The organism is Halovenus halobia, from assembly GCF_051414135.1.
Taxonomy (GTDB): Archaea; Halobacteriota; Halobacteria; order Halobacteriales; family Haloarculaceae; genus Halovenus; species Halovenus halobia.
The window spans coordinates 955,263-975,770 of record NZ_JBLKOA010000001.1 but is presented as its reverse complement, the minus strand read 5'-3'; the positions used below and the strand labels follow the sequence as shown (position 1 = coordinate 975,770).

Genomic DNA, 20,508 nt, shown 5'->3' with positions numbered 1-20,508 from the left:
CTCGGCAAGAAACGCGAGAGCAAATCGCACCCGTGACGTTTTAATCGGCGACGCACGCAGGGGTTGGTATGACAGGAATCGTCGGCGAGTTTTTCGACCTGAAAGCCGACACTGACGCGGATATTCTGGCGATGCAGGTCGGTGATTTCTACGAGTTTTTCGACGAGGACGCCGAACTCGTTGCCGAGGAACTCGAACTGAAAGTCTCGCAGAAATCCTCTCACGGCTCTTCGTACCCGATGGCTGGTGTTCCCGTCGATGACCTCACTCCGTATCTCACCGCGCTGGTCGAACGAGGCTACCGTGTTGCTGTGGCGGACCAGCACGAACGCGGTGACGACCACGCACGCGAGATTACACGAGTTGTCACTCCCGGAACGCTACTCGAACGGACCGACGCCGACTCACAGTATCTCGCCGCAGTCGTCGAAAGCGAGGACGGCTATGGGCTCGCATTCGCTGATGTGACGACCGGTCAGTTTCACGTCTCGAGCGTCTCTGGACCTGACGCCGAAGACCGACTCCTCGCTGAACTCTACCGCTTCGACCCCGCGGAGGTGTTATCCGGACCGGACGTGCGCACTGACGAAGCCCTGCTGGAACGACTTCGCAACCGCACGAATGCGACGTTCACGCTCCACACTGCCGAAGCCTTCGCGCCGGGCCGCGCTCGTCACCGCCTCCGTGAGCAGTTCGGTGACGAAACACTCGACAGCGTCGGGGTCGACACCGACGCAACCGTGCAGGCTGCCGGTGGCATTCTTTCCTACGTGGAAGAGACCGGCGTCGGCGTCTTGCAGTCGATAACCCGTCTGCAAAGCCACGGCTCGGGTGACCACGTCGAACTCGATGGGACAACACAGCGCAACCTCGAACTGACCGAGACGATGCAGGGCGACCGCTCGGGCAGTCTGCTGGATACCATCGACCACACCGCGACCAGTGCCGGACGCCGCCTGCTTGCCGAATGGCTCGGACGCCCCCGGCAATCACTCGACGAACTCAACCGAAGACAGTCGGCAGTGCAGGGATTCGCCGAGGCCGCAATCGAGCGCGAACGACTCCAAGAAATACTCTCTGGAACGGCCGACCTCGCCCGATTGGCCTCGCGGTCGGCCTCGGGCAGTGCCGACGCTCGTGACCTGCGTGGCGGTATCGAGACGCTCGCAATTGTGCCAGAGGTGGCCGACCTCATCGACTCGACCGATGCACTGGCCGATTCGGCATTGCCCGCGGTGCTCGATGGGTTCGACCGCGACCGTGCGGCCGACCTCCGCGCTGAACTTGACGCCGCCATCGCCGAAGAACCGCCGGGAACCATCACAGAGGGTAACATCATTGCCCGCGGATACGACGACGAACTCGACGAAATCATCGACCGCCACGAAGAGGCGCTTCAATGGATCAGGACACTGGCCGACCGCGAGAAGCGCAAACACGGTATTACTCATCTCACAGTTGACCGCAACAAGACCGACGGCTACTATATCCAGGTCGGCAACAGCGAAACCGACGACGTTCCCGAGGAGTACGACCGCATCAAGTCGCTAAAAAACTCCGAGCGCTACACCATCCCCGAACTCGACGAGCGTGAACGCGACATTCTCCGTCTGGAGGAGTCCAGACACGAACTCGAACGCGAGTTGTTCGAGGAGGTCCGTGCGACTGTCGCCGCCAACGCCGAACTCCTCCAGTCGGTCGGCCGCGTGCTGGCTGAACTCGACGTGCTGGCGAGTCTCGCCAGCCACGCTGTCCGAAATGACTGGAACCGGCCCGAACTCCACGACGGCCGAGGGCTCGACATCGACGCTGGGCGACACCCCGTTGTCGAGCAAACGACCGAGTTCGTCCCCAACGACCTGCGACTCGACGAGCACCGCCAGTTCCTCATCGTGACTGGGCCGAACATGAGCGGCAAATCGACGTACATGCGTCAGGCCGCGCTGATTACGCTGCTCGCCCAGATTGGGAGTTTCGTCCCAGCTCGGGCCGCGACAATCGGCGTCGTCGACGGCATCTATACTCGTGTCGGGGCGCTCGACGAACTCGCACAGGGGCGCTCGACGTTCATGGTCGAGATGCAGGAACTCTCGAACATCCTCCACTCTGCCACCAAAGACTCGCTGGTTATCCTCGACGAGGTCGGGCGCGGGACCGCTACCTACGACGGCATTTCTATCGCGTGGGCGGCAACAGAGTACCTCCACAACACCGTTCGCGCCCAGACACTCTTTGCGACGCACTATCACGAACTCACGTCGCTCGGCGACCACCTCGAACGCGTCGCGAACGTCCACGTCGCAGTCGATGACACCGACGGAGACGTGACCTTCCTGCGGACTATCCGTGACGGCTCAACGGACCGGAGCTACGGAATCCACGTTGCGAATCTGGCTGGCGTTCCGGGGCCAGTTGTCGAGCGCTCCGAAGAGGTGCTCCAGCGCCTGCGCGAAGAGAAAGCCATCGAGGCCCGCGGCGGCGAGAGCGGTGAACCGGTGCAAGCAGTGTTCGACCTTGGAAGCGGCGAGTTCTCTGCGACTGACTCTACTCCAGAAGACGACACCGAACCGGTGGAATCAGGACTGTCGGCCGAGCAGCAGGCAGTGCTCGACGCCGTGGCTGACCTAGATGTCAACGAAACGCCGCCAGTCGAACTGCTGGCGAAAGTGCAGGACTGGCAGCGGCAGTTAGATGGCAAGCCCTCACAGTAACGGGCGAGCTTTTTCAGCCAAGCCGTCGAACTCCAATGAAATGCGTCTGGAAACTGCACTGGAGGCAACCGACGGGCTGGTGAGCGTCGTCGGAGCCGGGGGCAAGAAATCGACGCTGTACACGCTGGCGTCCCGCCTCGACCGCGCGGTAGTCACGGCGACGGTCAGAATCCCGATTTTTGACGAGCACGTCAGGAGTGTCCGGGTGACTCAAAACCCGGTCGCGGCGGTACGCGCTGCTGCTGACGACGACTGGCCGCTGGGGATCGTCCCGGAGCGCGAACGCGACGACCGGTATCGCGGCTACGATTTGGAAACGGTCGCAGAGATTGCGGAGGTCGATTCGGTCGGGACAACGCTCGTGAAAGCCGACGGGGCGCGGATGCGCGAACTGAAAGCGCCGAACGAGCGCGAACCGCAGATTCCCGCGGCCACAGATACCGTCCTCCCGGTCGCGAGCGTCCGCGCCGTCGGCGAGGCACTCACCGACGAACTCGTCCACCGGCCCGAACTGGTCGCCGAACTCACCGGGCGAGGGATTGGGGAGACAATCCGCCCGGAAGATGTCGCGGCCACGCTCGCGAGTCCGAGTGGTGGCATGAAAGACGTTGGTAACGCAACAGTCGTACCGATTCTGAATAAAGTCGATGAACCGGACCTTGCGGCGACGGCCCGCGAGATTGCGAGCGAGGTTCTGGACCGAGCAGACGTTACTCGGGTTGCACTGACCCAGATGACTGGCGACCAGCCGCTCGTCGATGTTGTCGAGTGAACTGCCGAACGGAGTCTTTCGAGGTCGAGAACTTACTGGAGGCGATCTGTTGCGGCCGCGAGTTCCTCGGGCGTGTTGACGTTCTCGAAACTCTCGGTCGACGCGACGGATTCGATAGCTGATTGGTCGACGACGACAACCTCCGCCAGTTCGTCAATTGCGTCGACGATCCGCGGACCCTCGGTATCGAGCGCTCGCTCGCAGGCATCAATCATCGACTCGACGCGGTAGACCGCTTGCGTGGGCTCGTAGTAGCCAGAGTCGAGGCGTGAAACCGCAGCGTCGGCTGCTTCTGCTCGCTCGAACAGGTATTCGACGAGCGCCGATTCGACGAACGGCATGTCGCAAGCGACCACTGCAGCGTACTCACCGGCGGCGGGTTGGAGTCCATTCCGGATGCCAGCTACCGGCCCCAGGTCCGACTGCTCGTCGAGGCCGTACTCCACCGCCAACGGATAGCCGTCCATGGCGGCGCGAATCCGCTCGGTCTGGGCCGGCCGACAGTTCACAATAAGTTCGTCGACGACCGGTTCCAGCCGGTCGGCGACTCGACGAATCATCGGCCGGCCAGCTAGTTCGGCAACTGCCTTGTCGGCCTCACCGAATCGGGTGGAGTAGCCACCAGCGATGATGACTCCGCTTCGCATAGCTCTCTGTGGACGACCCACGCTTAATTATCTCTCGTCGTGACGCTCCTGCCAAAGCCGCCACAGCCCTCGGTACAGCGTCCAGGGGTCGACATCGAAGCGCTCCGTGAGCCGCTGGCAGGCGTCGTCGAAGCGGCGATAGGTGTCTATTGTCGGTTCTTCAGGATACGGGCCGTCGAGTTCGCCACACTCACCGAGTATCTCCCAGAGCCGCGAATCGAGCGCAACGTAGCGGTCGGGATGGGTGAACTGCAAGAATGCGGAGGCGACCGGCACGTCGACACCAGAGAGTTCGCACAACAGGTGGAGGTTCTCAGCAGTCTCGTCTCTCCTGTCGGCAACAGTCGCCAGCGTCTCTAGTACTACGGAAAAGTCGTTATCTCGAAAGCGCTCTTCTGTCTCCCGGCGCTCCTTGTCGGGGTACGCTCCCAGATATCGCCTGAAGTACCACTGGACGACCCACTCGACGTCTCGGCGGCCGTACTCCTCACCGGCGAACGTCTCTGGAAGCATCTCGATGTGCTCCTGTTCGACGGCTGCCAGCGGTTCGACTGACATATATCTCTCGGCCAGCGAGTCGACCTGTGCCGCCGTGAGTTCCATTACTCGTAATTCAGTGCTGACGACCGTGAAGGTTTGGCCGCTTGGGCCGTCGATGCGGTGGGTGGTATCGCGTAACAAGATTCAAACGCTTTGGGAACGCAGTATCAGTAACGACAGCCATGTCAACTGAAGATACCCAGACAAAGACAATCTGCCCGTACTGTGGGGTCGGTTGCGGGATTCGGGTTCGTGAGGGCGACGAGCGCGGCGAGATGCGGTTCATGCCGTGGGGGGACGCGCCTGTCAACGAAGGCAGGGTCTGCATCAAAGGCGGCGCTGCAACGGAAGTCGTCGACCACGAAGACCGGCTTACTGACCCGCTTATCAGGGACGATGGCGAGTTCCGCGAGGCGACGTGGGAGGAGGCCTACAGCCACATTGTCTCCGAGTTAGAACGGGTCAGAGATGAGCATGGTCCGGACGGAATGGGGTTCTATGGCTCCTCGAAGACGACCAACGAGGAGAACTACCTCCTCCAGAAACTCGCTCGCCGGTACGGCACGAACAACGTCGACAACTGCACGCGGATGTGCCACGCCTCGACTGTGTGGGCGCTCCGAACGAGCCTCGGGATGGGCGCGATGACAAACAGCATGGCCGACCTGGAGGAGTCGGCCGATGTCCTCTGGATTCAGGGTGCCAATCCGGGCGAACAACACCCCATCGCCAACAGCCAGTACTTCCGGCAAGCAGTTCTGGAGGGCGCAACTGTCATCCAGGTCGACCCACACGCGAACAAGACCACGCGCTCGTTCAAGATTGACGAGACTGAGCGCCACCAGCACCTTCAACTGAAGCCCGGAACTGACATCCCACTGTTGAATATCGTCCTCAAGACGATTCTCGACAATCACGAAGAAAACCCCAACGAGGGCTGGATTGACGAGCAGTTCATCGAGGAGCGAACCGAAGGGTTCGAGCACCTGAAAGAGACGCTCGCGGACTTCGACAAGGAAGCCGCGGCCGAGACGTGTGGCGTCCCGCTCGAAGACATCGAACTCGCCGCCGAGAAGTACGCGATGGCGAACAACGCCGCCATCTTCACCGGCATGGGGATGAGCCAGCACACTTGCGGCGTCGACAACGTCCAAAACGAGATCAACCTCGCGCTGGTGACCGGCAACCTCGGCAAACCCGGTACCGGAGTCAACCCACTCCGTGGCCAGAACAACGTTCAGGGCACCTGTGACGTCGGTGCGATGCCAAACGTCCTGCCGGGGTACCAACTCGTCGACGACGACGAGGCCCGCGAGTCCGTCGAAGCGGTCTGGGGCTTCGACATTCCCGACGAACCGGGACTCACGAACGTCGAAATCTCACACGAAATTGGCGACTCGATTCACGGGCTGTACGTCATGGGCGAGAATCCGGTCATGAGCGAACCCGACGGGAACGTGGTCGAACGGCGGATGCGCGAGGAGTTGGAGTTCATGGTCGTCCAGGATATCTTCATGACCGAGACGGCCGAACTCGCGGATGTTGTCCTCCCCGCGACGACGTGGGCCGAACGGGGCGGCACCGTCACCAACACCGACCGCCGGGTCCAGCGAATGCGCGAAGTCCACAAAGTTCACGATAACACGAAACACGACCGTGAAATTCTCTGCGAGGTCGGGACCAGACTCTTCGGTGAGGGCTTCGAGTTCGCTGACGCCGAAGAAATTTTCGAGGAACTCCGGGAAGTCTGTCCGATTATGTACGGGATGACCTACGACGCCCTCGGTGAAGAGGGAATCCAGTGGCCCTGCTACGAGGAGGGCGACGAGGGCGACCAGTATCTCTACGAAGCGGAGTTCGAGACCGAAAACGGGCTGGGCCAGATCGAAGGTGTCGTTCATCAAGAGCCGAAGGAGGTGCCTGACGACGAGTATCCACTCGTGCTTACCACGGCGCGGGTCGAGGAACACTACAACACGGGGACGATGAGCCGTCGGTCGCCTACACTCTCCCGGCAGGTGCCAGAGAACTTCGTCGACGTCCACCCCGCCGACGCCGAGCGATACGGAATCGACGACGGCGAGCACGTGACGCTCCGGTCTCGCCGCGGTGAAATCACGGTCACGGCCCAGGTCACGGAGGACACGAAGGAGGGCGTGGTCTGGACAACGCCGCACTTCGCGGCCGCGTCGGCCAACCGACTGACCAACGATGTGCTCGACGAGCGGGCGAAAATTCCCGAGTACAAAGCTGCCGCCGCCGAAATCGAGGTTGGAATCGAACCCGCCGACGAGGCCGTTGGCGACGACTGAGTAGTCGGAGCCGACTACTCTGTACTGAGGTTGCGAATTGCCCCGGACAACACATCAACGCCAATGTCCAGTGAGCGCTCGTCAACGTCGAACGTCGAGGTGTGGTGGCCGCCGGGGTGGTCGGTTCCGATACCGACGTAACCCGCGACGCCGCCGTTGTCCTGGACGCGCTGCATGAGGTAGGTCGCGTCTTCGCTGCCGCCGAGGTCATCACGGTGGAGAATCGAGTCGACGCCAGCGGCACCTTCGGCGGCGCGGGCCACCTGTTCGACGACTGCCTCGTCACTCGTCGCACTGGGTGCTTCGCCGCCGCCCGTGACCGCAACCTCACACTCGTGCATCGCCGCCGCAGATTCGAGCACGTTGACCGCTTTCTCGCGAGTGTATTCCATTAGCTCCGTCGTCTCACCGCGAACCTCGCCGTGGATAAACGCTTCTTCTGGGATGATGTTCGACGCGGTACCGCCGCCGACGTGGCCGGCGTTGATGCGGGTTGCGCCGTCGCTGTTGCGCGGAATCGCGTAGAGATTCTGGACCGCTGTCGCCATCGCCTGAACCGCGTTGCGACCGTCCTCCGGGTGGCCGCCGGCGTGGGCGGGTTCGCCCGTGAACTCGGCGTCGAAGTGTGAGACGGCGAGAAAGCCATCGACGCCCGCGACAACCTCGCCTGTCGGGTGGTCGAGGCCGAGGTGGACCGCGAGCAGTGCGTCGAGGTCGTCGAGATGGCCGCTCTCGGCGACGGCTTTCCCGCCGCCGACAATCTCCTCCGCTGGCTGGAAGAAGAGTTTCAGCGTGCCCTGGAAATCGCTGTTTGCGATTGCCTCGATAACACCGAGTCCGATGACAGCGTGGCCGTCGTGACCGCAGGCGTGCATATGCCCGTCGTGAGTCGAGCGAAAGCCATTCGCAGCGGGATGGTGGGTCTCGGCTGTGCTCTCCTCCTGCGGGAGACCGTCAATGTCGACTCTGAGACCGATTGTTGGCCCCTCGCCGCGTTCGAGGACGGCCATCGCACCAGTGTGGCCGCCCGCCAGTTTGTCGAGCACGTCCTCGTCTACGTCGTATTCGCGGGCGCGTTCGAGCCACGGCTCGAGCGTTTCGTCGTCAGGGACACCGAGGCGCTGGTCTGTGTCGAGTATCTCGGGGCCGATGAGAATCTCGTCGACAGGGAGCGAGCGCAATTGCTTGACGATGCGTGCTGTCGTGTAGAATTCTCGCCACGCGGGTTCGGGCCGTTTGTGCAGTTCCCGGCGCAGCGAAACAAGCCAGTCCTGCTCTGTGTCGGTTGCCATACCCATTCAACGGCCAGCAGTTGCTTAAAATCGGCGGGCGGTCAGTCGCTGGTCTGGTTGTACTGCTCGATGTCGGCAGTGATGTAGATTCGGTCGGGGTACTCCTGTTCGGCGACGGTCCGGGCAAACTCGTTGTGGTCGATAATTTCGATGTCGCGCGTGTAGACGGTATAATCCCAGGTCCCGAACGATTCTGTGGCAGAGAGGTCCTTGTACTGCGGGACGCCGTGGCGACTCGGGGGCTTTGGGTGTGGGCCTTTGAGCTGGACACCCTTGCGCTCGGCCCGGTCTTTGATATCTGTGACGATGGAATCGAGCAGTTCACCGTCGCCGCTCTGGAGTGTGAGCCGAGTCACGAATGGCATAGACGACCCGAACACCTCGGCGGGCAAAACCGGTTCGGTTTTCCTAGCGAGTGCGAATGCGTCTCACTGACCTGGCACCCGGCACTCCGATAATCCCTTAACGGGGGGCCGAGTAATACCCTGTAATGATCGAGGCCACGAGCGCGGGAGCCATCCTCTTTCGCGATACGCGTGGCCGGAGAGAGTACCTCCTGCTCAAAAGCCGCCCCGGTGACTGGGAATTTCCCAAAGGCGGCGTCGAGGGCGAGGAAGAACTCCAGCAAACCGCGATACGCGAAGTGAAAGAGGAGGCCGGAATCAGTAATTTCCGGCTCATTGATGGCTTCCGCCGAGACTACGATTACGTGTTCGAGGCGGGTGGAAATACGATTCACAAGACGGTCCACCTGTTCATCGCACACTCAGAAGAAGCGTCGGCAGAACTCTCACAGGAACACCGCGACCACCAGTGGCGCGACTACGACCAGGCGATCAACACGATCACGCAGGACGGCCCGCGTGAAATCTTCGAGGACGCCCACGAGTTCATCGACGAGGAGTACTACGGGGACGACGAGTAACCCGTCGCACTCACTCCCACGATTCGCCACTCGCCAAGTCGACATCGCTGTCAGTCTTCGACGACGGACAGATGTCCGCCAGCCGACAGTCCGAACAGTCCGGGTTCCGCGCCGTGCAGACCGCGCGTCCGTGACTGATAAACAAGTGGGTGAGTTCTTGCCACTCCGAGTTGGGCGCGAGCTCCATCAGTTCCTGTTCGATATCCTCGGGGCGCTCCTGTTCAGTGATTCCCAGCCGCCGGGTCAGCCGCTGGACGTGCGTGTCGACGACGACACCCTCGACCACGTCGTGGCCGTGCTGGAGAACGACGTTTGCAGTCTTGCGCCCAACGCCGGGCAGGTCCGTCAGTGCCGACATCGTGTCGGGGACCTCGCCGTCGTGGTCGTCGATAATCTGCTGGCAGGCGGTGCGGATGTACTCCGCTTTGTTGTTGTAGTAGGTGACTGAATTCAGGTCTTCCGCGAGTTCGTCCTGTTCGACCGCGGCGTAGTCAGCAGCGTCGTCGTACTTTGCAAAGAGGTCGGCGGTTACCGTGTTGACTCGCTCGTCGGTACACTGTGCGGAGAGAATGACGGCAATCAGTAGTTCGAGCCGGTTCGAGAAATTCAGCGAAATGGTCGTATCAGGATACTCCTCGTGGAGGCGCTCGAGCACTTCCCCCAACTGCTCTTCTTGGCTGTCGAGTGCGGTTCCCATAGCAAGTCGTTGGTGACCAGCAGTATCAGCCCACCGACTTACTCGGCCGCGAACGGTTCGCGGAACCACTCCTCGACCAGTTCGACCATAATCGACGCGAAGATATTTTGGCTCGTCCAGAATGCAATTTCCGAGGCTTCGGCGGCCGCGGAATAGGTACTCAATAACAGTGTATCGTCGTCGACCATCAGCATCTGTGCGATGTCGACGTCGGTCTGGCGGTCCTCGGGAACCTGATAGGTTGTGATGGCACTGTCCGCACCGACGGCGTCGAGTACCGCGGACTCCAGACTCGCAATCACGACAGTGACACCGTCTTCGGCAGCCGCCTCCAGGGCTGCGTGAATCTCGTCATCGAGCAGCTCGGGGTCTTCCGTTGCGTAGAGCACCCGTTCGTCTGCACCCTCGACGAGCTCCGCAGCGCGAGACCTGATCGCGTCCGACCCGTTCAACAGCCAGATCGATTCTGTTCGTTCGTCCTGCTCGTGGCTGTTCTGGATTGCGTCGAGATAATCGAATGTTTCTGCGCCTGTCTCGGCGAGCTGGTCGAGCAGCAGTCGCCGCGCCTGTTCTAGCGGCACCGGCCGGTAGACCGTCGGTGTCGACTGCTGGGTTTCGACCAGCCCACGCTCTTCGAGTCCCTCTGCGGCGCCGTACACCTGCGAGCGCGGGACATCTGCGACGTTGCTCACCTCACTTGCGGCGCCCCGGCCCAGTTTCTGCAGTGCCAGAAAGACTCGTGCCTCGTAGGTTGTCAATCCGAGTCGCTTTAGCCCCTCGATTGCGTGCTCGTCGTTCATACTTGTTCCCCGTGACCGCCTGATATCAGCGATATGAGGCGTGCTTCGATCATTGCTGTCCTCTGGGACGCGTCGATGTACCTACTTCCATACTAACAGATTAGTGTCGTAGCGTAAAAAAGCAGTCATCTCGGACGGTTTCGGCACGGGAAACACTGTACCAACCCTTTTTGAGTGTTCCATCCAACTTGTAACTGCAATGATTCCAGCAGTCGCACTCCAGTCGATTTCGACCGTGAGTTTACTCGCGATTATTCTCCTTTTGCTTGCGGTCGTGACGGCGTACAACAGCGTCATTATTGTCGACGCCTACGAGAAACGGGCCTACACGCGGTTCGGGAAGTACCAGGGCCTGCTCCAACCCGGCCTGAACCTCGTCCTCCCGTTCGTGACGAAGGCCTATACGTTCGATATGCGAACGATGACGCTCGACGTGCCCCGTCAGGAGGCTATCACACGGGACAACTCACCGGTGACTGCCGACGCTGTCGTCTACATCAAAGTGATGGACGCCGAGAAAGCCTTCCTCGAAGTGGACGACTACAAGAAGGCCGTCTCGAATCTTGCCCAGACGACGCTTCGGGCAGTGCTGGGTGACATGGAATTGGACGATACGCTGAACAAACGCCAAGAGATCAACGCGAAAATCCGGACGGAACTGGACGAACCGACCGACGAATGGGGAATCCGCGTCGAGTCTGTTGAGGTCCGTGAGGTCAACCCATCGAAAGACGTCCAGCAGGCGATGGAGAAACAGACCTCCGCCGAGCGCCGTCGCCGTGCGATGATTCTCGAAGCACAGGGTGAACGACGGAGTTCCATCGAGGAAGCCCAGGGTGACAAACAGTCCAACATCATCCGCGCACAGGGTGAGAAACAGAGCCAGATTCTCGAAGCCCAGGGTGACGCGATTTCGACCGTGCTGCGCGCGAAATCCGCCGAGTCGATGGGCGAGCGTGCCGTTATCGAGCGTGGAATGGAGACTCTCGAAGAGATTGGCAAGGGCGAGTCGACGAAGTTCGTCCTGCCGCAGGAACTTACCTCGCTGGTGGGTCGCTACGGCAAACACCTCCAGGGTAGTGACGCCAAGGAGAACGGTCACGTCCTCGAAGGGATGGAGTTCGACGACGAAACGCGTGAGATGCTCGGTCTCGACGACATCGAGGAAATAATCAACGAGTTCAGCGACGAGGACAACGTCGTCGACATCGAGCAGATGGAAGAAGAGGCACAGGCTGTCAAGGAAGGCCAGAGCCAGGCCGATATCAAAGACCCTGACGAGATCATCGAGGATGGACAAGACGACCTCGATATCGACGCGACGGACGGCACCGACGGCAAGTGACCTGTCGTCTGGCGTAGCGAAGCCGTTTTATTCCTGCCTGTCGTTGCTATGCTCAATGGAACGCCCGGACGTCGACCAATCCAAGCGGGCGACACTCCGGCGATTCGCCGCGCTGGGTGCGGCGAGTCCCCTTGTCGGACTTGCGAGCGCCGAAGAAAGCGACAGCGATACGCCGGAGGCGATTGCAGGCTACATCTCTGCGACGCCGGGCGCACACTTCTCGAAGGTCCGTGACGACCTGCAACTGGGCACGGGCGAGACCCAACACCACCTCGATGAGCTCGAATCATCGGGCGTCATCGAGAGTCGTCGCGACGGTGATTACCGGCGATTTTTCCCGGCCGACCAGTTCAGTGAGTTCGAGCAGACGACGCTGGGCCAACTGCGCCGCGAGACCCCTCGCAGGATGATGATTGCATTGCTCGATGACCCGACCGCGACCGCTGGCGCAATTGCTGACCGTCTCGGTGTCTCGCGACCAGCAGTGAGTAACTGCGCAAAGACGCTCGAATCCGCTGGACTGCTCTCGCGGGCCGACGGCTACTCGCTGGTCGACCCCGAGACAATTCTGCTGTTGCTGGTCAGATATGCTGATTCCTTCGGCGAGGACGCCGCCACCCTTGCGGCGACGGCACCCTCGCTGGTTGAGTACACTGGCGGCGAGTAACTCAGGCCGTGACCATCCACGTCGTACTGGACGAGTAGCCCCACTTTTCGACGCTGATGTCGAACTCCCCTCGTTCGATAGCCGTCATATTCGTTCCCACTTCTTTCGCAGACATATCGAGTTCGTCAGCGATCAGCCGAGACTTGAAGTAGGTCTTGTCGTCGGCTTCGTCGCGCAAAAACTCCAGAATCTGATGCTGTTTTTCCGAAAGGTTCGCCAGTTCAGTCGCGGTCTCCGCTGTGGTACTCATATTCACAGCTACGACTGCACCACGTATAGCCCGTTTGGTACGATCAGTTAATGCCGTGCATTCCTGCGGTTTGGTCTCGTCTTACTCGGTCTGGGCTGCTGGGTCACCGGGTAGTGGTACGGCTCGCTAACGGTCAGTTGCCAGCGATGGCTTCGCCGACAGCAAAGTTCGACTTCACTTCGGTCACTTCGATTTTGACACGCTCGCCGATGTCGGTGTCCGGGACGATGATGACGTAGCCGCGCTCGACGCGTGCGATGCCGTCGCCCTGTTTGCCGATGTCTTCGATTTCGACGTAGCGCATTTCGCCGGGTTCGACCGGGGGCTGTGGCTCGTCAGGTGCTGGCTGGTCGGCGTCAGTTGTCTCCTCCTCGTCGGCCGAAATCAGCGCCACGCGGTACGTCTCGCCGGGTTCGACAGCACCCGTCTCGATCTCTCGGCGTGGGATCTCGACAACATGGCTTCCCTCACGTTCCGAAACATCAGCACTGAACAGACAAAGTAGCTTATTCGAGATTTCCAAAGGTAGTAGACCTCCGTACCAGTGAAACGGAGTCCTGTTCAAAATATCTATCGGACAGTCCGTTCACTCCTCAGAGTAAGCAGTTCCGTCCAGCCGCTTGGCTCCCTCCGAGTCGTGGACGACAACGTCGCCCGACTCGACTGCAACGGGTGCGTACTCCTCGCGGACCGCAATCGCTTCTTCCAGCTCCCGGACTGCTCGCTCTTTGAGCGCCGCGGCAAGTTCTTCGGCGTCTTCTCGTGAGATATCCCGGCCGAGTCCCTCGCACTCGTGAGCGCGAACCATTCCTTCCTCGTCGACTGCCTCACCCATAGGCTGGCTCGTCCCGCCCAGCGCGACACTGAATGGATACGTTTTACAGAGTAACGGCCGGTCGCCGTAGACCGTACAGGACCCATCGCCGCCTCCCTCTCCGTCGTCGTAGAACGCACAGTCACCACAGGAGTCGGTCTGCAGCGCCCACTCGAAGGTTTCTCCTTCTGGGCCGTCTGTACCGTCGCTGAGGCCGTAGGGCATCGGTCTCGCGACATCGCGCCAGTCGTAGTCCTCACTGCGCTGAATCTCGCGAATCTCCTCGGGAAACACCGTTGCAGTGTGGTCCTCGCTGGTGCCGTCCTCGCGCTCGGCGGCGGTACAACAGCCCCCACAGCGGGTACACTCGAAGCCGATAGCTTCGATGGCGTCGGCCAGTTCAGCGACTGACAGCGACTGCGCCTCGGTGAGTTCGGCTTCGAGTGAACGCATATCCATCTCTACGAAACAAGCCCGCAAAACACCTCCGCTCCGGTCAGGCTGGTCGCGCGCGCTCGCCGTCGAAGGCAACCCGGCCCTCCACGACGAGCTTCTCGATGTGTGCGAGCACGGTTGCCCGAGCGAGGTCGTAGACAGCCGAGATATCTTTGTCGTAGGCTGCCTCGACGACCGCATCGAGGGTCTCAGCCCCGTCGTCGATTGCCGCTTCGACAGACTTCTCGCGGTCGAGTCGGTGCTCGATGAGTCGCTGGCAGGTCGCCTGTGGCTCTTCGATAACCGGGCCGTGGCCGGGGTAGAGACGGTCAGGGTTGGACGCGTAGACCCGCCGGAGTGAACTCAGATAGGCCCGCATATCTCCCTCGGGTGCGCCGACGACGACACTGCCTGCCGCGACAGCGAGGTCACCGCTGATGAGTCCATCGGGCGAGACGAAGGCCGTGTGTTCGGCCGCGTGGCCCGGCGTATCCATCGCGACGAGTGACTCCGTAATCTGGTCACCGGGCTTGAACGTCCGGTCCGGTGCAATCCCAGCCGCAGCCTCGAACGCGGCGCTTCGACCGTATTTTGCCCACACCGTCAGGTCTGCTTCGACCGCATAGTCCGCAACCGCGCCGACGTGGTCAGGGTGGTGGTGGGTAACGAGGATGTGTTCGAGGTCGTCCAGTAGTTCGTCGAGGTCTGCACTGCGGGCAGCAGGGTCAATTACGACGCCATCGTGAACGTACGCGTTCGTTGCGCCGGTGGGTGCGCGTGTCTCGACAGCGAGAGAAAATCGCTCAACCATTGTCTGGCGCCTCGGCAGCCAGTTGCCTATCTCTTTGGGTTCAACTGCGCTCGGTCAGCGAGTAGACCTGTTTCCGGGCGTCCTGGACGCTGTAGCGTGACTCGACGAGTCCGGCGTCTTCGAGTCGGTTCAGCGCGTATCGCACTGTCCGGTCCGGCAGCAGCGATTCCTCGGCAAGTTGGCCCTGCGAGAGCGGACCGTCAGTTTCGAGAATCTTTGCGACGAGTTTCGCGCTCGGCGGGAGTTCGCGCAGGCGTTTGCGGTACTCCTCTTCTGAAAGAGTCTGTCGTGGTTTGCCCGGATCTTCGACAATCGTGCTCATATACACGCTACTCTTGATTAGACTTGTAAACGTTTGCTATATTCAGATCAAACGGATAGGGGGTGTATAATCCCTGCAGGTGGCCCTTATACAAAGCTCGCTTATGTGTCTCTCTGGGTTGCTTTCGGCGGTTCGAGCAGGTATCTCACATATTCCGTACCGGTCCTGTCCGGAGATGGGCAGTCGTTTCGACACGCAGGAGAGCAGCCGGGAATGCCGGCTCCGTTTCAGTATCATTTTAATACTCGGGGAGAAAATGCCCGGTAGCGTGAAAGGACAGGAGTGGTACCAGGCCGATGATGTCGCCGAAGAGTACGACGAGAAGCGATTCTCACAGGGTGGGCGACTCATCGACCGACGGGAGAAACAGGCGGTACTGAACGCTGTGGGCCCAGTCGAGGACAAGCAGATTCTCGAAATTGCCTGCGGAACTGGCCGGTTTACCGCGATGCTGGCCGAGCGCGGCGCAGATATCGTCGGGCTCGACATCTCGGGACCGATGCTCCAGCAAGGCCGAGAGCGCGCCCAGTCCGCGGGCGTTGCCGACCATCTGGAGTATATGCGCGGCGACGCCGGCCGTCTGCCGTTTCCAGACGACCACTTCGACGTGGTCTTTGCGATGCGGTTTTTCCACCTCGCGGATACACCCGAGGAGTTTCTGCGAGAGATGTGCCGGGTCTCCAAGGACCAGATTTTCTTCGATACCTTCAACCGGTACTCGACGCGGTCGCTGTACAACTGGGCACTGCCCATGGGGTCACGGCTGTACTCGGGCAGTGAGGTCCACTCCCTGCTCGAGGCGACCGACCTCGAACTCGTTGCGGCCGAACACGACTGGATTTTCCCGTACGGGCTCTACCGAGAGCTTCCCAACCGAGTTGCCTCGGCAGTGCGGTGGCTCGATGGCTCTATTCGCTCGCTCCCGCTGGGTGAGCGGTTGGCCTCGGTCTCGTACTGGGACGCTCGCCTGTAACTAATCCGAGTAGTTCGGCGAGTCGAGTTTGGACAGTCGCAGTCGCTGTTATTCGTACACTTCGACAATTCCTGTCCGACGAATCCATCACGATTATTAGTAAGCAATTGTGTTCCTCTCCCGAGTGAATGTCTCAAATTTTGATGTTTTGGCGGCTAATGCCGGTCGGTTCACGGGATTGCAGAAGGCTTTTGCACCGGCCCTTTGTACCCTGAGCTAGTATGCCCGAGGACCTGAACTGGGCCATCGGCGGCGAAGCCGGCGATGGGATCGATTCAACAGGGAAAATATTTGCACAGGCGCTCTCGCGGGCAGGCAGACACGTCTTTACCTCGAAAGACTTCGCTTCACGGATTCGGGGCGGCTACACCGCCTACAAGGTACGGACGTCTGTCGACCGCGTCGAGAGTGTCGTCGATCGGCTAGATATTCTCATTGCGTTGACTGAGCGAACCATCGACGAAAACATGGACGAACTCCACGAGGGGAGCGTTATCATCTACGACGGGGAACGAACCTCGATGCAGGATGTCGAGATTCCCGACGGGATGGTCGGCCTCAACGTGCCGCTGAAACGCCTCGCCGAGGAGGCTGGCGGTGCAATCATGGCCAATATCGTCGCGCTGGGGGCTGCCTGTGAAGTTTCGCAGTTCCCAATCGAGAATCTGGACGCGTCACTGGAAAAACGATTCTCCGACAAGGGGACGGCAATCGTCGAGAACAACAAGAAGTCGGCTCGGCTTGGTCAGGAGTACGTCCAGGAGAACTACGACCACGAGTTCGATTACGACCTCGAAACGACGGACAACGATTACGTCCTCCTGAACGGTGACGAAGCCATCGGGATGGGCGCTATCGCTGCTGGCTGTAAGTTCTACTCCGGCTACCCCATCACGCCTGCGACGGACGTGATGGAGTATCTGACCGGACGAATCGACCAGTTCGGCGGGAAAGTCGTTCAGGCCGAGGACGAACTCTCGGCAATCAACATGGCACTCGGTGCGGCGCGGGCCGGTGCGCGGTCGATGACCGCCACCTCTGGCCCGGGAATCGACCTGATGACCGAAACCTTCGGGCTGGTTGCCACCACCGAAACGCCGCTCGTTATCTGTGACGTGATGCGCTCTGGTCCCTCGACGGGGATGCCGACCAAACAGGAGCAGGGCGACCTGAACATGTTGCTCTACGGTGGCCACGGCGAGATTCCGCGCTTCGTCGTCGGCCCGACGACAGTCTCGGAGTGTTTCTGGAAGACCGTCGAGGCCTTCAACCTCGCCGAGAAGTACCAGACGCCGGTGTTCCTCGTTTCTGACCTCGCGCTGGCAGTGACCGAGCAGACGTTCCCGCCGGAAGCCTTCGACATGGACGAGGTCGAAATCGACCGCGGGAAAGTTGTCGACGAAAACGATATCGACACCTGGCAGGACGAACAGGGCCGTTTCCAGCCACACTTCGCGACCGCCGACGGGATCAGTCCCCGAACGTTCCCCGGCAACACCCAGGGTGCTCACATGACGACTGGGCTGGAACACGACTCGCTGGGCCGGCGAACCGAGGATACTGACGTTCGTATCGAACAGGTCGATAAGCGCGAACGGAAGGTCCAGACTGCCCGCGAGGAGGAAGACTGGGAACCCCGCGAGTTCGGTGATTCCGACGCGGATACACTCGTAATTTCGTGGGGGTCGAACGAGGGCGCATTGCGGGAGGCACTCGAGTTCCTCGAAGAGGACGACGTCGACGTTCGTATCCTCTCTGTTCCGTATCTGTTCCCGCGACCTGACCTCGAAGCAGCAATCGAAGACGCCGAGACGACAATTGTCGTCGAGTGTAACGCGACCGGCCAGTTCGCCGATGTCGTCGAACACGATGTGCTCGAACGAGTCGAACGGATCAACAAGTACAACGGAATCCGCTTCAAGGCGGACGAACTCGCAGAAGATATCAAGGCTACCGTCAGCCCACAGGCGGAGGTAGAACAATGAGCTCCGAGGTAAGCTTCGTCGACTTCAAGTCGGATAAACAGCCGACATGGTGCCCAGGCTGCGGTGACTTCGGCACCATGAACGGCATGATGAAAGCCCTTGCCGAGACGGGCAACAGCCCCGACGATACCTTCATCGTCGCCGGGATTGGCTGTTCAGGCAAGATTGGCACCTACATGCACAGCTACGCGCTGCACGGTGTCCACGGCCGAGCACTCCCAGTCGGGATTGGTGTGAAGATGGCCAACCCAGAACTGGAGGTAATGGTTGCCGGCGGTGACGGTGACGGCTACTCGATTGGCGCAGGCCACTTCGTCCACGCAGTACGCCGAAACGTCGACATGACCTACGTCGTGATGGACAACCGCATCTACGGGCTGACCAAGGGTCAGGCCTCACCAACCAGTCGCGAGGACTTCGAGACATCCACCTCGCCTGACGGCACCAACATGCCGCCGGTGAATCCGCTCGCGCTCGCACTCGCCTCTGGCGCGACATTCATCGCACAATCCTTTAGCTCGGACTCGAAACGCCACGCCGAGATTGTGCAAAAGGCCGTCGAACACGACGGCTTCGGCTTCGTCAACGTCTACTCACCGTGCGTGACGTTCAACGACGTCGACACCTACGACTACTTCCGCGATTCGCTCGTGGACCTCAAAGAAGACGACCACGACCCGACCGACCGAGAGGAAGCGAAAGAAGTCATCCTCAGCGGCGACAAGGAATATCAGGGCGTTATCTACCAGAACGAAAACAGCGTCCCATTCGAGGAACAAGAAGGCATCGACGCACCAATGAACACGGTGCCCGATGGCGCGCCTGAGGGCGCGATGGACCTCGTCCGCGAGTTCTACTGACGGACACTCTTTTCGCACAAATTCCTCTTTAAGCCTCACTGACGTTTATACCAATCTGCATTTTCTGTTTTGACATGCCCAGACGAACGAGGCGGGCCGTTCTGGGGTCTCTCACGGGAGGCACACTCGCCGGTCTGTGTGGGTGCCTGCAGATATTTCCGGAGCAGGCAAGCAGTCCCGAATGCGAGAGTGAGCGCTGGCAGACTGTCTCGCCACAGCCGTTCACCGCGGTAGCCACGTCCCGCACGCCGGTTGCAACGTTCGGCGGCCCCAATCGACCGCCCTCGTTTGGTCAGGCGGTCGCGACGACGGGTACCACCGTCTTCGTCGGCGTGCCCCAGGCTGCTCCCGATGGTGTCGAGAAGGCCGGACGTGTGGCCGTATTCGAACGGGCTGGTGGGCGGTGGAAGCAGACAGCAACGCTGACTGGTCGGAAACAGACCAGAGACTATTTCGGCGGGCGAATCGTCGCCAACGGGTCGACACTGCTGGCCGGCAACGAGTACAACTACTCGGGAACGTCGCGAATCCCCGTGTCGGTGTTCGAGCGGTCGGACGGTGACGGGTGGGCACTGCGGACAGAACTAACCGACGGTGTCTACGTCGAATCGATGGCGGTAGACGGCGATACCGCGGTCTTACGGACTGTCGACAGCGACGGGCGTGGAACTGTCTTCGGGCGTGAGGGCGGAGAGTGGGAGTGGCGACAGACGCTGTCCGTCGACAATCGGGACGACGGACGGGTCGTCAGGTCGGTTGCGACTGATGGCGAGACGATACTGGTCGGAGCGCCACCGAAGGCAGGTTCGAAGTGCCGACGCGCCAAATCAGGTGTCGTTCACGTCTTCCGGAAATCGGGGGGCACCTGGCGCCATCGGAGGACTCTCTCTGGTGCTGCGGGGAGCGACCACTTCGGCTGGTCGGTTTCGATGGCCGACGGACGGGCTGTGATTGGAGACTACATCAACGATACAGCGTACGTGTTCGACTCCACAGACGGACGCTGGTCTCGCGAGCAGATGTACACCGCGACCAGCGGCGACTCTCACCAGTACTTCGGTGACACAGTCGCGACGGGCGGGCAGATATCGCTGGTCGGCGCACCGCAAGTCTCGTATGGTGACTCGGTCGGTGCGATATATCGCCTGACCAACCCATCCAGTGCGAATGACTCGCGGTACTTCACAGCGGCCAGTCAGACCGAACAGTTCGGCGGCGAAATAGCAACTGCAGGTGGAACGACGGTCGTCACGGGCAGACACTCGAATGAGCAGTTCGTCTCCATCTACGAACAGTAACCCCGGTCGGTTTCCCTGTCTTCGACACAGCGAGCAGACGAGTCGCTGCGGA

21 protein-coding genes are annotated in these 20,508 nt (G+C 60.7%); 10 read left to right on the top strand and 11 right to left on the bottom strand.

What is annotated here, in order from left to right; translation table 11 throughout:
• Nucleotides 1–68: 68 nt before the first annotated feature.
• Both mutS and yqeC read left to right on the top strand, forming a co-directional pair.
• Entirely contained in the window at nucleotides 69–2,711 is a 2,643-nt protein-coding gene (gene mutS / locus ACMGFM_RS05300) for a DNA mismatch repair protein MutS (protein ID WP_436901399.1), read from the top strand.
• A 40-nt stretch (nucleotides 2,712–2,751) separates the two neighbouring features.
• Nucleotides 2,752–3,483 carry a selenium cofactor biosynthesis protein YqeC gene (gene yqeC, locus ACMGFM_RS05295; protein ID WP_436901398.1) on the top strand — a complete coding sequence of 244 codons (732 nt, stop codon included), beginning with the start codon at nucleotides 2,752–2,754 and terminating at the stop codon, nucleotides 3,481–3,483.
• Between the two features lie 32 nt (nucleotides 3,484–3,515).
• On the opposite strand, the gene mobA is transcribed toward yqeC, so the two are convergent.
• Entirely contained in the window at nucleotides 3,516–4,130 is a 615-nt protein-coding gene (gene mobA / locus ACMGFM_RS05290; RefSeq protein WP_436901397.1) for a molybdenum cofactor guanylyltransferase, read from the bottom strand.
• Between the two features lie 27 nt (nucleotides 4,131–4,157).
• Entirely contained in the window at nucleotides 4,158–4,733 is a 576-nt protein-coding gene (locus ACMGFM_RS05285) for a hypothetical protein (RefSeq protein ID WP_436901396.1), read from the bottom strand.
• A 119-nt stretch (nucleotides 4,734–4,852) separates the two neighbouring features.
• Here ACMGFM_RS05285 and fdhF point away from each other — a divergent pair, with 119 nt between their 5' ends.
• Nucleotides 4,853–6,982 (top strand): formate dehydrogenase subunit alpha, encoded by a 2,130-nt coding sequence (fdhF, locus tag ACMGFM_RS05280; protein WP_436901395.1) that lies wholly within the window; start codon nucleotides 4,853–4,855, stop codon nucleotides 6,980–6,982.
• 14 nt (nucleotides 6,983–6,996) lie between these two features.
• On the opposite strand, the gene ACMGFM_RS05275 is transcribed toward fdhF, so the two are convergent.
• Together ACMGFM_RS05275 and ACMGFM_RS05270 are read right to left on the bottom strand one after the other, a co-directional pair.
• The gene (locus tag ACMGFM_RS05275; protein ID WP_436901394.1) at nucleotides 6,997–8,274 is read right to left on the bottom strand and encodes an amidohydrolase; all 1,278 of its coding nucleotides are present in this window, start codon (nucleotides 8,272–8,274) and stop codon (nucleotides 6,997–6,999) included.
• A gap of 41 nt (nucleotides 8,275–8,315) precedes the next feature.
• Nucleotides 8,316–8,639, bottom strand: a complete 324-nt coding sequence (locus ACMGFM_RS05270; protein ID WP_436901393.1) for a 30S ribosomal protein S10 — start codon at nucleotides 8,637–8,639, stop codon at nucleotides 8,316–8,318.
• A gap of 125 nt (nucleotides 8,640–8,764) precedes the next feature.
• Here ACMGFM_RS05270 and ACMGFM_RS05265 point away from each other — a divergent pair, with 125 nt between their 5' ends.
• Nucleotides 8,765–9,199: a bis(5'-nucleosyl)-tetraphosphatase gene (locus ACMGFM_RS05265; RefSeq protein ID WP_436901392.1), complete on the top strand. Its 435-nt coding sequence runs from the start codon at nucleotides 8,765–8,767 to the stop codon at nucleotides 9,197–9,199.
• Between the two features lie 10 nt (nucleotides 9,200–9,209).
• Here the strand turns inward: ACMGFM_RS05265 and nth are convergent, their stop codons facing one another.
• Nucleotides 9,210–9,896, bottom strand: a complete 687-nt coding sequence (gene nth, locus ACMGFM_RS05260) for an endonuclease III (protein ID WP_436901391.1) — start codon at nucleotides 9,894–9,896, stop codon at nucleotides 9,210–9,212.
• Nucleotides 9,897–9,934: 38 nt separating this feature from the next.
• Nucleotides 9,935–10,696 carry a TrmB family transcriptional regulator gene (locus tag ACMGFM_RS05255; protein ID WP_436901390.1) on the bottom strand — a complete coding sequence of 254 codons (762 nt, stop codon included), beginning with the start codon at nucleotides 10,694–10,696 and terminating at the stop codon, nucleotides 9,935–9,937.
• Nucleotides 10,697–10,895: 199 nt separating this feature from the next.
• Between ACMGFM_RS05255 and ACMGFM_RS05250 the strand changes: the two genes are divergently transcribed.
• Nucleotides 10,896–12,041, top strand: coding sequence for an SPFH domain-containing protein (locus ACMGFM_RS05250; protein ID WP_436901389.1), 1,146 nt, complete (start codon nucleotides 10,896–10,898; stop codon nucleotides 12,039–12,041).
• Between the two features lie 55 nt (nucleotides 12,042–12,096).
• Nucleotides 12,097–12,708, top strand: coding sequence for a winged helix-turn-helix transcriptional regulator (locus tag ACMGFM_RS05245; RefSeq protein ID WP_436901388.1), 612 nt, complete (start codon nucleotides 12,097–12,099; stop codon nucleotides 12,706–12,708).
• A 1-nt stretch (nucleotide 12,709) separates the two neighbouring features.
• Here ACMGFM_RS05245 and ACMGFM_RS05240 read toward each other — a convergent pair whose 3' ends face one another.
• The 5 genes from ACMGFM_RS05240 to ACMGFM_RS05220 form a co-directional block, all read right to left on the bottom strand.
• A complete protein-coding gene (locus tag ACMGFM_RS05240; RefSeq protein WP_436901387.1) occupies nucleotides 12,710–12,958 on the bottom strand; it encodes a DUF7123 family protein in 249 nt (82 codons plus the stop codon).
• A gap of 133 nt (nucleotides 12,959–13,091) precedes the next feature.
• Nucleotides 13,092–13,481, bottom strand: a complete 390-nt coding sequence (locus tag ACMGFM_RS05235; protein ID WP_436901386.1) for a TRAM domain-containing protein — start codon at nucleotides 13,479–13,481, stop codon at nucleotides 13,092–13,094.
• Nucleotides 13,482–13,544: 63 nt separating this feature from the next.
• Nucleotides 13,545–14,225, bottom strand: coding sequence for a YkgJ family cysteine cluster protein (locus ACMGFM_RS05230; RefSeq protein WP_436901385.1), 681 nt, complete (start codon nucleotides 14,223–14,225; stop codon nucleotides 13,545–13,547).
• Nucleotides 14,226–14,268: 43 nt separating this feature from the next.
• Nucleotides 14,269–15,018: an MBL fold metallo-hydrolase gene (locus ACMGFM_RS05225; RefSeq protein WP_436901384.1), complete on the bottom strand. Its 750-nt coding sequence runs from the start codon at nucleotides 15,016–15,018 to the stop codon at nucleotides 14,269–14,271.
• Between the two features lie 40 nt (nucleotides 15,019–15,058).
• On the bottom strand, nucleotides 15,059–15,340 hold the full coding sequence (locus ACMGFM_RS05220) for a MarR family transcriptional regulator (protein WP_436901383.1): 282 nt from the start codon (nucleotides 15,338–15,340) through the stop codon (nucleotides 15,059–15,061).
• Nucleotides 15,341–15,608: 268 nt separating this feature from the next.
• On the opposite strand from ACMGFM_RS05220, the gene ACMGFM_RS05215 reads away from it, so the two are divergent.
• The 4 genes from ACMGFM_RS05215 (at nucleotide 15,609) to ACMGFM_RS05200 (ending at nucleotide 20,456) form a co-directional block, all read left to right on the top strand.
• Entirely contained in the window at nucleotides 15,609–16,313 is a 705-nt protein-coding gene (locus ACMGFM_RS05215; RefSeq protein WP_436901739.1) for a class I SAM-dependent methyltransferase, read from the top strand.
• Between the two features lie 221 nt (nucleotides 16,314–16,534).
• Complete coding sequence (locus ACMGFM_RS05210; RefSeq protein WP_436901382.1) at nucleotides 16,535–18,298, top strand: 2-oxoacid:acceptor oxidoreductase subunit alpha; 1,764 nt, start codon at nucleotides 16,535–16,537, stop codon at nucleotides 18,296–18,298.
• Nucleotides 18,295–19,158 (top strand): 2-oxoacid:ferredoxin oxidoreductase subunit beta, encoded by an 864-nt coding sequence (locus tag ACMGFM_RS05205; protein ID WP_436901381.1) that lies wholly within the window; start codon nucleotides 18,295–18,297, stop codon nucleotides 19,156–19,158. The genes ACMGFM_RS05210 and ACMGFM_RS05205 overlap by 4 nt, the downstream gene beginning before the upstream one ends.
• 74 nt (nucleotides 19,159–19,232) lie before the next feature.
• Nucleotides 19,233–20,456, top strand: a complete 1,224-nt coding sequence (locus tag ACMGFM_RS05200) for an FG-GAP repeat protein (protein ID WP_436901380.1) — start codon at nucleotides 19,233–19,235, stop codon at nucleotides 20,454–20,456.
• The last annotated feature ends 52 nt before the right edge of the window (nucleotides 20,457–20,508 follow it).